The organism is Streptomyces sp. NPDC096013, assembly GCF_044763565.1.
Taxonomy (GTDB): Bacteria; Actinomycetota; Actinomycetes; order Streptomycetales; family Streptomycetaceae; genus Streptomyces.
On the sequence record NZ_JBIWGK010000037.1, the window covers coordinates 1 to 11,633 of the forward strand.

Here is an 11,633-nt window from a genome sequence, read left to right on the forward strand (position 1 = left end):
CCGCCTCGCCGCCATCGAGCGCGAGACCGAAGTGGCCTGAGAGCTGAGCACGTTTATCTGTACTTGGCTGAGCACTTCAACGAGTACGCGGACACCGCCGCGCATGTTGCCGATGTCGGGTCCCGCTTGCCCGACGATCTGTTCGGCAGCGCTGACGCGGCCGAGTAGTTCGTGCGGGGTGTGCATCTGGACGACGGTGCTCCGGGAGACGACGGAGACGGTGTCGGCGGCGCCGGCTATGACGAGGAAGGTCAAGCCGGCCCACGGGTTGGCTGATAAGCCGAACAGCGTCAGCGCTGCACCCCAGGTGGCGGATCCGCCCAGCATGGCCAGGCCGGGTCGGGGAAACCGTGTGAAGGTTCCAGAGAAGAGCGACGCTGCAACGCCGCCGACGGCGATGGCCGTGAGGAACAGTCCCAGAGTGCGTGGGTTGCCGTCGAACCGTTCGGCGTTGATCAAGGGGAACAGGCTGATGGGCATCGACAGCACGGTGGTGGCCAGGTCTGTGAGCAGGGCCCCGCGAATGACGGGGGTGCGGCCCAAGAAGGCCAGGCCGTCCAGCACTCCTTGGAGACCAGGCCGTGCGGGCTCGTCTCCGGGGCTCATCTTCGGCAAGCCGAAGGCACCGTAGAACGCGGCGACGAACGTCAAGGCGTCGATCAGGTAGCAGGCACCGACTCCCAGTCCGCCCACGATCACTCCACTCAGCGCGGGACCGAGCAGCATCGCGCCCTGGAAGGCGATTCGTCTCAGCGCCAGCCCCGCGGCCAGTTGGTGCTTGGGCAGGAGGTGCGGAATGAAGGTGCGCGAGGCGGGGCCGCTGCCTGCGCCGAAGCAGGACTGGAGTGCGAGCAGCCCCAGAACACCAGCGGCAGGGACGTGCCCGAAGAAGCCCTGGAATGCGAGGAGGAGCGAACACACGGGCTGTCCGCTGATCGTGAGCAGGTAGAACTTCCGGCGGTCCACCCGGTCGACGAGAGAGCCGGCGAACAGCCCGAGCGCGATGAGCGGAACCGCCTGGGCCAGCCCGACGGCACCCGTCCATGTGGGACTCTCCGTCATCTGCCAGACCTGGAACATGACGGCGACGAGCGTCATCTGGCCGCCGAAACCGGACAGGGTCTGCCCGATCCACAACCGCCGGAACGGTGGTGAGGACCGTAACGGAGTCACGTCGAGCAGCGTGCGCTTCAGTCCCACGCAGGATCCTCCGCCAGCTTCTCAGCGATCCGGTCGTGGAAACTCCTGCGCTCAAGAGCCCGCTCGATATCGGTGACGACCTGGGAGAGCGGGTAGGGAATCTCCGCCTCCAGGTCAGCGACTGCGGCCTCGGTGGCCCGCCATTCCGCCGCCAGACGATCCACGACGCCGCGGGCCTTGTCGGTGAGCGTCACCTTCCTGGTCCGCGCGTCGTCACCCACGACGGTCTGAACCCAGCCGCCCGTGCGCATCGCGGCGACCTTCTGACTGAGCGCCGAATGCGTGCGCTGAACCGACTCGGCCAGTTCCGCGATGGTCATGGGCCCGCAGGCGTGAAGCCGGAGCAGCTCCATCACAAAGCTGGGCTTGAGCCCGTCGATCTGCCGCTCGGAGTAGACCTGGGCAATGTCGGCGTCCAGGGATGCCTGGAGCAGGCGCAGGGGTCTCCAGAGGCTTTGCCGCGTCGGGTCGGGTGCATGGGGGTCAGTCACGCGAGACATCATAACAGTGCTTATATAAGTGCTATTGCTTTAATGGGCGACCACGGACGCCACCGCAGGCCCGAGACGTCCGGAACTGGTTCCAACATGAATGGCCATGCGCCAAACGGAGCAAGAAGCCTGACCAGATGGTTCCAACAAGCGTGTCCCAAGCAGGTCAGACCACCAGGTCACCTCGGTTCCAACTGCCGTGTCCCGGCTCGGCGGCAGTGGTCAAGAAGTTGGGCAGGTGGAGACGTCGGTCCCGCCCTGAAGCGATCAGTTAGGGCACTGGGCGGACGTCCTTCTCACGTCCCGGCGAGGGCGGCTCGCAGCCCGTCGGTCACCGCGTGCAGGCAGCTGCCGAAACTCGCATGCCCCTCGGTCTCGATCCAGCGCCGGAAGGCGTTCTGAAAGGCCACCGTGGCGAGCTGTGCGACCAGTTCGGCCGTCCCGGCGTTCACCTGACGTTGCTCCAGGGCATTGCGGATCGCCTCGGTGATCGCGGCCGTCTTGGTCCGCTCGCGCTCCTGCAACTCGGGGCTGGCGTCGATCACCGCCCGGCGCTCCATCGCGCCGTCCACGCGCTGGACGAGTTCGGCACCGACTCGCGCCAGCGCGTCGAGGACGGCGGCGAACGGAGCCGCGTTCGGGTCCGCTGCCAGGACCGCCTCCGCCAGTGCCGGGGGAAGGCCCTCCGAACCGGCGAACAGGACCTCGCGCTTGTCCGGGAAGTAGCGGAAGTAGGAGCGCCGGGTAAGTCCGGCTCGCTCGGCGATGTGGGTCACCGTCACGTTGTCGTAGCCGCGCTCCAGGTACAGCTCCAGAGCCGCCCGCTTCAGTCGCTGCTCGGCACCCGGATCCCACCTCGCCATAGGTGGACTGTAACAGGTGATGTCCCACTGTGTCGTCAGTGCTAGCCTGCACTCACGACACACTGTGTCATCACTGGGGGGCGCCTGTCCCCGGTGCGGCCCGGAGCAGGCAGGGGTGGCGTTCACATGACGGAGACCAGCAAGACCGACGGGACGACAGGCAAGATCAGGGCGAACGACGAGGTGTGGATAGTCGGGGCGACCGGCCGTGTGGGCCGGGGCGTGACCGCGCGACTGGCCGCGCGGGGGCTGACGGTCGTGCCGGTCGGGCGCAGCCGGGAGGGCATGGCCGCCGCCGGAGCCGAAGCCGGTCTGTCCGGAGACGCGAAGGTGATCGTCGCCGACTCGGCCGAGCAGATTGCGGACGAAATCGTCCGGGAGCGCCCGCGGGTGGTGGTGAACACGATGGGCGCGTTCGCCGCCACGGCACCGGTGATCGCCCGCGCCTGCATGCCCGGCGGCCACTACGTCGACCAGGCCAACGACGTGGTCGCCGTGCAGGGGCTGCTCTCCCTGCACGACGAAGCGGTGCGGGCGGGCAGCACCCTGGTCACCGGCGCCGGATTCGGTGTGCTGGCGACGGAGGCGGTGGTGGCGAAGCTGTGCGAAGGCCGGCCCACGCCGCACCGGGTGCAGGTCGACGCCGTGGCCTCGGTGGCCGTCGAGGCGGGCGTGCTCGGTGCCGCCCTGGCGGCCAGCATCGTGGACGTGCTCACCGCCGGCGGACGGCGATACGAAAACGGGCGGCTGGTGACCTCGCGCCTCGGCGCGGACCCACAGCAACTCATCTTTCCGGACGGGGAGTCGGCGAAGTCGGCAGGTGTCGCCTCCGGCGAGCTCGTCGCGGCGCATGCGGTGAGCGGAGCACCGTTGGTCACCGCCACTTCCGCTCTCGTGCCGACCGCTCCGCTGATACGCGCCCTGCTCCCGCTGCTCGGCCGCCTGTTGTCCGTTCCGGCGCTGCGACGCCTCGCCGTCGACCGGCTCGGCCGGGCCACGGTGAAGGCCGCACCCCGTCCGCGCAAGCACTCCTGGGGGCACGCCGTCGTCGAGTGGGCGGACGGCACCCGGCACGAGGGATGGCTCCGCGCCGACGACGGCATGGACTTCACGGCCGACGTCACCGCCACCGTCACCGAACTGCTGGCCCGTGGCGTCGGCAGGCCCGGGTCCTGGACACCGGCAGCCGCCCTCGGAACGGACCTGGCAACGACCGCAGGCGGCACCTTCATATTGGGCTGAAGAGTGCCGATGCCCGCCGTCCGGCGGCTTCCGGGGCCTCGGCGAGTGCCCGCGACAACCAGTGGAGCAGAGCGAGTGTGTCCAGCTTCTGCTCGCGGTTCCTGGTCAGCGCGGTATCGCCTCCTTACTCCCCGTTCTGCGACCAGGCCGCGGTGAGCGCGGTGACCGGGTCACTGTCGGGTGGTGCCGCGGGCCACCATTCGCCGTCGTCGTCCTGGAGGTAGGGGTACCAGCGGGCGTCGGGGCCCAGACGCAACTGGATGCCGTGGTGGGTGAGGGTGAGGCGGTTGCGCCAGGTTCTGAGGTGGGTGGGGGAGTCGGTTATTTCGGAGAGGGCCGCGTCCAGGGCGGCGCGGGCGGCCTTCATCACCGTCGGGTCGGGGGCGTAGGGCTGCTCGGCGACGGTGATGCCCGCGGGGCCACCGTGGCGCCAGGCGCGGGTGAGGCGTGCGAAGGCAGTGGGTTTGGTGCCGGTGTTCTGGATCAGGTGGTGGAACCACTCGGGTCCGGGGTTGCCTGCGGCGATGCGGATGGCGTCCTGGTGCTGGCTCAGGTGCAGGTCGGCGGTGTCGCCCGCGAGGAGCCGGGCGGCGCGCGCGGTGGTGTCGGCCATGAGGCGTTCCAGGTCCGCGACGGCCAGGCCGGTGCCGGGTGGCGGGGCGATGGGCAGTGCTGTGGTGTGGGCAGCGGGTTCCGGGAGTTCGGGCAGTTCGGGGGGCTCTTCGGCCCAGCGGGCGTACGCGGCGGCGGCCGGGATGCCGGCCGGTGCCGGTGGGGCGGCCGTCTCCTGTGCTGTCGTACGGAGGGAGCGCAGCTCGGCGAAGATCTCCTCGCGACCGCGGCCGCGCAGCGCGAAGAGCACGAAGGGGTCGGTGTCGATGGTGGCGGCGATGGCGTAGCAGAGCGCGGCGGCGTGCTTGCAGGGGTGTCCCCAGTCGGGGCAGGAGCACTCCGGATCGAGCTCGGTGGGCAGGGGGAGCAGTGGGACGCCTGCGTGGCGGGCGTCGTCCACGAGTTCGGCGGGCATCTCGGCGTCGAGAAGTGCCGCGAGATGTCCGGCGCGGGCCGCGATCGTGTCGAGCAGGGTGTCCCACTGATGGTCGGTGAGGACGGGCAGGTGGACTGAGGAGCGGTACGGGCGCGGACGGCTGCCCTGGACAGCGGCACTGACCTTGCCCGGAGCGACGGTGACCGGGCCGACCATGCCTTTGCGGGCGTAGGTGCGTCCGCGCGAGAGCCGTCCGGCGTCCAGGGTGGAGTCCTCCAGGGCGGCCATCCATGCCTGGCCCCACCAGGTTGCGGCGAAGGCTCGCCTGCCGCGGGCGGACGCACGGCGCGGGTCGGGGACGGTGGGGCTCATGCCTGCCTTCCCAGGGCGACGAGTTCGGCGAGGTCGGCGTCGGACAGTTCGGTCAGGGCTGCCTCGCCGGAGCCGACGACGGCGTCGGCGAGCGCGCGCTTGGCTTCGAGCAGCTTTGCCACCTTGTCCTCTACGGTTCCCTCCGCGAGGAGCTTGTGTACCTGGACGGGTTTGTCCTGGCCGATGCGGTAGGCGCGGTCGGTGGCCTGGTCCTCGACGGCTGGGTTCCACCAGCGGTCGTAGTGCACGACGTGAGTGGCGCGGGTGAGGTTGAGTCCGGTGCCTGCCGCCTTCAACGACAGCAGGAACACCGGCACTTCCCCGCGCTGGAAACGGTCCACCATCTCCTCGCGCCGCGCGACGGAGGTGGCACCGTGCAGGAAGAGAGTGGGGAGGCCGCGCTCGGCGAGATGCTTCTCCAGCAGAGCCGCCATCTGTTTGTACTGCGTGAAGATCAGCACGGATTCGCCTTCGGCGGTGATGGTGTCGAGAAGTTCGTCCAGTAGGTCGAGCTTGCCGGAGCGGCCCCGTAGGGGAGTGGCCTGGCGCAGACTGTGCTCTTTCAGATACTGGGCGGGGTGGTTGCAGATCTGCTTCAGCGCGGTGAGCAGCTTGAGTACCAGACCGCGCCGGGCGATGCCCTCGGACTCCGCGATCTTCGCCATGGTCTCGCGGACCTGTGCCTCGTAGAGGCTGGTCTGCTCGGCCGTCAGCGGGACGACGTGGTCGGTCTCGGTCTTGGGCGGCAGTTCGGGCGCGATGCCCGGGTCGGACTTCTTGCGGCGCAACAGGAAGGGACGTACGAGACGGGACAGGCGCTCGGCTGCCTCGGGATCCGAGCCCGCCTCGATGGCGCGGGCATGCCGGTCACGGAAGGCGGTGAGTGAGCCGAGGAGCCCGGGGGTGGTCCAGTCGAGCAGTGCCCACAGCTCGGAGAGGTTGTTCTCCACAGGGGTGCCGGTGAGGGCGACGCGGGCGCGTGCGGGCAGGGCGCGCAGTTCGCGGGCGGTGACGGCGTAGGGGTTCTTGACGTGCTGGGCCTCGTCGGCGGCCACCAGAGACCAGGCTGTCTCGGCAAGCACCTCGCGGTCGCGGCGCAGCACCCCGTAGGTGACCAGGACGATCTCGTCGCCGGCCAGGTCCCCCAGGTGGCGGTCGCCGCCGTGGTAGCGGCGTACGGGGGTGAGCGGTGCGAATCTGGCGGCCTCGCGTTGCCAGTTGCCGAGCAGGGAGGCTGGGCAGACGACCAGGGTGGGGCCCGCGGTGGTGGGGTCGCTCTGGCGGTGCAGGTGCAGAGCGAGCAAGGTGATGGTCTTGCCCAGGCCCATGTCGTCGGCGAGACAGCCGCCGAGGCCGAGTGCGCACATCTCGGCCAGCCAGGCCAGGCCCCGCTTCTGGTACTCGCGCAACGTGGCCTTGAGGGCGGCGGGCTGGGGCACGGGGGCCCGGGACTCGGGATCGCGGATACGAGCGACCAGGTCGCCGAGCGCACCGACCGCCGCACAGGGGACCCGGTCACCGTCCCGCTCGGCCTCGCCGGTCAGCGCGGCGCTCAACGCCTCCATGGGGGTGAGCGGTTCCATCCGGCGGCGCCTGGCGCGGGCCACCAGCTTCGGGTCCGCGACCACCCACTGGTCGCGAAGCCGGACGAGGGGACGGCGTGATTCCGCGAGAGCATCCATCTCGGCCTCGGTGAGCGGCTCGCCGCCCAGGGAGACCTGCCAGCGGAAGTCGAGGAGGGCCTCGGTACCCAGCAGGCCGCCCGCGGTGGAGCCGGGGGCGGTGTGCTGCCCGATCTCCGCGGTCGCGGTGAGCGCCTTGACCAGGTCGCGCGGCCAGTGCACGTCGACACCGGCCGCGCGCAGCGCGTCCGTGGCGTCCCCAAGGAGATCGAAGGCTTCGTCGTCGGTCAACCGGAGCTGATCGGGAGCGGCATCGTCGAGCAGCCTCCGCAGCGGGGGCCAGGCGCGGGCGCCGCGGCGCAGGGCGAGCAGGGTCTCGGTCTCGACCCGTGGACCGAGCAGCCGCTCTACTTCGGTCGGCTCCCTCCAGAGTCGAGCGGCCTCGATGACGAGCGCCGGGTCCGCCGCGGTGTGCAGTTGCGGGACGGCCCGGAACTGCCGTCGGCGTCCTTCGGGTACGTCGACGCGCAGGGATATACGGACCTCGGCGGTGAGCGCCGCCTGGGTCTCCTCGGCCCATTCACGCAAGGTGGGCACGGCGCGGGTCTGGCGCCAGGCGTACGGCAGCGCTCCCATGGCGAGCGGCGCGGCCGGCGTGCGGACCAGATCGTCGGCGACCGCGTCGCAGAACTGGCGTACCAGCGCGGCCGGTTCGGTGATCCGTACCGGAGCAGGGCCAGGCCTGGGCAGGCAGTGGGCGTGCGGCGGGAAGGCGGCGGCCAGGGCGTCCAGCGTCCGGCGCTGGGCGGCGGTGAAGGGACCCACCTGCCAAGTGTCGTAACCGGCGGGAGTGAGCGCCGGGTGGAGGCGGCCGTCGGCGAGCAGCCGCAGCGCGAAGCGAGTGGCGGCCTGCCAGGCGGCGCCCGAGGGATGCGTCGGCTCCGCATCGGCCAGGGCACAGACAGCGACGGCGACAGGCAGCGCGTAACCCTGGACCCTGCGCCGCCTGACCGAGCGGCCGTGCGGCAGGACCAGCTCCACCGCCTCGGTCTCCAGGCCGGTGGGCGCCATACGGTCTCCGGCTACCGCCCCGGTCGGCTTCCACAGCAGCAGCCGCCCAAGGCGGGCGGGCTCAGCGGGCAGGAACACCGCCGCCCAGCCGGCGCCGAGCAGCTCCCTCACGAAGGCGGATGTTTCCTGCCGGGCGAGCGGCGGTGCGCTCCTCGTGCCCGTACCCGGCTCTCCTACGACGACTCGTGCCACTCGCTTCCGCCCTGTCGCTTGCCGGGCCCTCCCCTGGGCCGCTCACCACCGAACCCCACCAGGCAGCGTCACTCGCTGGCAACCGTGAGCCTCGGCTTGACTGCCGGCGACGGCGCCACGGCGGATACGCCGCTGCTGAGCACACCGGTCCTCAACCGTATAGTGCGACGCTACGGTGAGGCCATGAGCACCTGGGGCCCAGCCGCGCTGGAGGCGTTGATCGAAGAGGCCACCGTCGACGCCTACGGCGAGGATGAGCAGCTCACCGGCTTCTTCACGATGATCGAGGAGAGCCTTGCCGTGCCGTTCACCACGGCAGTTCTCGGCGTCGAGGTGAGCGTGGTTGCTGTCGATCTGGCTGAGGACGGGCGCCTGCTCGCTACTGCGACCATGACAGCTAGTGTGCTGCGCCAGAAATGGCAGCTCTAAGTATGTAGGCTGTTTTCATGTCGTCTCGGGGTCCTCGTGCTGTCGAAGTCGTGCTGTCTGCCGCGGAGCGTGCGGAGTTGTCGCGCTGGGCGGACGGTGCGGTATCGGCTCGTGTGGCGGAGCGGGCCCGGATCATCCTGGCCTGTGCGGACGGGGCGTCAAACACCGCTGTGGCTGCGGGTTTCGGGGTGTGTACGGAGACGGTACGCAAGTGGCGCTCACGGTTCGTGGCCCGGCGGATGGCGGGGCTGGTGGATGAGCCGCGGCCGGGCCGGCGCAAGCCGGAACTGGTGCTCTCCGAGGCCGAGCGTGCGGAGCTGACCCGCTGGGCTCGGCGAGCGAAGACCGCCCAGTTCCTGGCGCTGCGGGCGAGGATCGTGCTGCGGTGCGCGGAAGGCGGGACGAACAAGGAGATCGCCGCGGAACTTGGTGTCTCGCACGGAACGGTGAACCGCTGGCGGTCGCGGTTCATCCGCTTGCGGCTGGACGGGCTGAGTGATGAGCCGCGTCCCGGCCGGCCGCCCTCGGTCCTGCTGGACCAGGTCGAAGACGTACTCACGGCGACATTGGAGTCCACCCCGGGCAAGGACACCCACTGGTCGCGGGCCTCTATGGCCAAGCACTCCGGACTGTCGAAGTCCACCATCGGACGGATCTGGAAGCGGTTCGACCTCAAGCCCCATCTCCAGGACGCGTTCAAGCTCTCCACCGACCCGCAGTTCATCGCGAAGGTCGTCGACGTCGTCGGCCTGTACCACCACCCACCCGAGAAAGCGGTAGTCCTGTGCGTGGACGAGAAGTCCCAGATCCAGGCGCTGGACCGGTCTCAGCCGGTGCTGCCGATGATGCCGGGCATGCCCGAACGGCGCACCCACGACTACCTGCGGCACGGCATCACCAGCCTGTTCGCCGCCTTCAATATCGCCGACGGCACCGTCATATCGGCACTGCACCGCCGCCACCGGGCGATCGAGTTCAAGAAGTTCCTGATCAGGATCGACAAGGCCGTGCCCACCGGCCTCGACGTCCACCTGGTCTGCGACAATTACGCCACCCACAACACCGCCGAGATCAAGACGTGGCTGGGAAAACACCCGCGCTTCCACGTCCGCTTCACCCCCACCGGCTCCTCGTGGATGAACCAGGTCGAGCGATGGTTCGGCCTGTCGACGGACAAGCTCATCCGCCGCGGTGTGCACACCTCCGTGAAGGCCCTGGAGGACGACATCACCGCGTGGATCGACACTTGGAACGAGAACCCGCGGCCTTTCACCTGGACCAAGACCGCCGACGAGATCCTCAACTCCCTCGCCGACTACCTCACCAAAATCAACCCACCAACCACTGAAATCTAAAACAGACTTAGAGCTGCCATTTCTGGCGCAGCACACTAGCGGCTCGTGCTGCAGAAGACCGGTAAAGCGCCGCTTCGGCCATCCCTGGCGAGCCAGCCCGCGCCGCCCACGGGCCGAGGCCGTTCCGGCCGAGACGAGACGCCCGGTGCTACGCACGAGCAGTTGGCGCGTTGTTCTCCAGGCGGGAGCCCAGGGTGTCGGCGAAGTCCTCAGCGCGAGCCAATTGGACCCGCAACTTCTCCACCTGCTCGGCAGCAGCCTGCTGGTAGGTGCGGACGCGCTCCAGCAGCACTTCACGCTCGGCGTCGTTGAGAGCGTCGCCATTGTCCAGGCGGTCGGTGGCGTCCAGCAGGTCGCGCATCTGCTCCAAGGTGAAGCCGAGCGGCTTCATCCGGCGGATGACCATGAGGCGGGCGACGTCGGTCTCGGTGTAGAGGCGGAAGCCGCCCTGGGAGCGAGCGGAGGGGATGACCAGGCCGGTTTCCTCGTAGTGCCGGATAGTGCGCAGGGACAACTCGGTCCGCGCGGCGACCTCGCCGATCTGCATGTGCTTGTCGTCCACGCCTGTGTTCCCGGCCCTTCCCTCCATGGCGGCCGCGTCTAATGCGGCCCCACCGCTCTCTACTCTAACGTTAGGGTAGAGTTATTGAAGGTGAGGGCGGCTCGGCTGCCCCGCCGCTGCCGTTCCGGGGCCGATGGCGCCCCCGGCGAAGATCCGATTCTTGCAGGAGAGAGAGCGTGCGCGAGCCCATGACGCCGATCGCCGCCGCCTGCCCGCCGTGACCCTTCGCCCCTGGATGTGAGCCACCCGGCCGCCAGTGCGTGCCGCCCGGCCCCGCGTCCCCTTTCGACTTCCGGCCCGTTCTGTGGGTCGTCTGCGGGGTGCCGGCCCGGCCCCTGCGCGTCCTTCCCGCACGCCCCGGCCTGCCGATGGGTGTGCCCGAGCACGACAGGTACACATCTCCTTGTCTTCTGCTGCTGTGACTCCCGCCGCACGCCTGCGCGGCCTGCGCCCCGACTGGCTGAACAACCCAAAGGTCTGGCGCACCGAGATCCTGGCCAGCCTGGTCGTCGCCCTGGCCCTGATCCCCGAGGCGATCTCGTTCTCGATCATCGCCGGTGTCGACCCGGCGATCGGCCTGTTCGCCTCGTTCACCATGGCCGTCACCATCTCCATCGTCGGCGGACGCCGCGCGATGATCTCGGCTGCCACCGGCGCGGTGGCCCTGGTCATCGCGCCCATGAACCGCGAGCACGGTCTGGGCTACCTGGTCGCCACCGTCATCCTGGCTGGCGTCTTTCAAGTGGTGCTCGGTGCGATCGGCGTGGCCAAGCTCATGCGGTTCGTGCCCCGCTCGGTGATGACCGGTTTCGTCAACGCCCTCGCCATCATGATCTTCATGGCACAGGTGCCGGAGATGCACAATGTGCCCTGGCCGGTCTACCCGATGATCATCGCCGGGCTCGCGCTATTGGTGTCTTTCCCGAAGATCACCAGGGTGATCCCGGCGCCTCTGGTGTCCATCGTCATCCTCACTGTGATCACCGTGGCGGCGGGGATCGCCGTGCCTACCGTCGGCGATAAGGGCAAGCTGCCCTCCTCGCTGCCGGTGCCCGGCCTGCCCGACGTGCCCTTCACCCTAGACACCCTCACCACCATTGCCCCGTACGCCCTGGCCATGGCGCTGGTCGGCCTGATGGAGTCGCTGATGACGGCCAAGCTGGTCGATGACATCACCGACACCCACTCCTCCAAGACCCGTGAGTCCATCGGACAGGGCATCGCCAACATCGTCACCGGCTTCTTC

The 11,633-nt window shown here is 69.4% G+C and carries 10 protein-coding genes; 4 read left to right on the forward strand and 6 right to left on the reverse strand.

Going from position 1 to position 11,633, the window contains the following annotated elements:
• The 3 genes from ACIRB1_RS46875 to ACIRB1_RS46885 all read right to left on the reverse strand — a co-directional run.
• A partial coding sequence (locus tag ACIRB1_RS46875) for an MFS transporter (protein ID WP_403470092.1) occupies window positions 1-1,200 on the reverse strand: 1,200 nt, incomplete at its 3' end.
• Window positions 1,191-1,691, reverse strand: a complete 501-nt coding sequence (locus ACIRB1_RS46880; RefSeq protein WP_403470093.1) for a MarR family winged helix-turn-helix transcriptional regulator — start codon at window positions 1,689-1,691, stop codon at window positions 1,191-1,193. The genes ACIRB1_RS46875 and ACIRB1_RS46880, both read right to left, overlap by 10 nt.
• A 296-nt stretch (window positions 1,692-1,987) precedes the next feature.
• The gene (locus ACIRB1_RS46885) at window positions 1,988-2,554 is read right to left on the reverse strand and encodes a TetR/AcrR family transcriptional regulator (protein ID WP_403470094.1); all 567 of its coding nucleotides are present in this window, start codon (window positions 2,552-2,554) and stop codon (window positions 1,988-1,990) included.
• A 126-nt stretch (window positions 2,555-2,680) separates the two neighbouring features.
• Between ACIRB1_RS46885 and ACIRB1_RS46890 the strand changes: the two genes are divergently transcribed.
• Window positions 2,681-3,796 carry a hypothetical protein gene (locus tag ACIRB1_RS46890; RefSeq protein ID WP_403470095.1) on the forward strand — a complete coding sequence of 372 codons (1,116 nt, stop codon included), beginning with the start codon at window positions 2,681-2,683 and terminating at the stop codon, window positions 3,794-3,796.
• A 124-nt stretch (window positions 3,797-3,920) separates the two neighbouring features.
• On the opposite strand, the gene ACIRB1_RS46895 is transcribed toward ACIRB1_RS46890, so the two are convergent.
• Both ACIRB1_RS46895 and ACIRB1_RS46900 read right to left on the reverse strand, forming a co-directional pair.
• A complete protein-coding gene (locus ACIRB1_RS46895; protein ID WP_403470096.1) occupies window positions 3,921-5,156 on the reverse strand; it encodes an SWIM zinc finger family protein in 1,236 nt (411 codons plus the stop codon).
• A complete protein-coding gene (locus tag ACIRB1_RS46900; RefSeq protein ID WP_403470097.1) occupies window positions 5,153-7,960 on the reverse strand; it encodes a DEAD/DEAH box helicase in 2,808 nt (935 codons plus the stop codon). The genes ACIRB1_RS46895 and ACIRB1_RS46900 overlap by 4 nt, the downstream gene beginning before the upstream one ends.
• A gap of 165 nt (window positions 7,961-8,125) precedes the next feature.
• On the opposite strand from ACIRB1_RS46900, the gene ACIRB1_RS46905 reads away from it, so the two are divergent.
• The gene (locus ACIRB1_RS46905; protein WP_403470098.1) at window positions 8,126-8,470 is read left to right on the forward strand and encodes a hypothetical protein; all 345 of its coding nucleotides are present in this window, start codon (window positions 8,126-8,128) and stop codon (window positions 8,468-8,470) included.
• A 17-nt stretch (window positions 8,471-8,487) separates the two neighbouring features.
• Window positions 8,488-9,825, forward strand: coding sequence for an IS630 family transposase (locus ACIRB1_RS46910; protein WP_403470099.1), 1,338 nt, complete (start codon window positions 8,488-8,490; stop codon window positions 9,823-9,825).
• A gap of 148 nt (window positions 9,826-9,973) precedes the next feature.
• Here the strand turns inward: ACIRB1_RS46910 and ACIRB1_RS46915 are convergent, their stop codons facing one another.
• Window positions 9,974-10,387: a MerR family transcriptional regulator gene (locus ACIRB1_RS46915; RefSeq protein WP_403470100.1), complete on the reverse strand. Its 414-nt coding sequence runs from the start codon at window positions 10,385-10,387 to the stop codon at window positions 9,974-9,976.
• A 403-nt stretch (window positions 10,388-10,790) separates the two neighbouring features.
• Here ACIRB1_RS46915 and ACIRB1_RS46920 point away from each other — a divergent pair.
• A partial coding sequence (locus ACIRB1_RS46920; protein ID WP_403470101.1) for a SulP family inorganic anion transporter occupies window positions 10,791-11,633 on the forward strand: 843 nt, incomplete at its 3' end.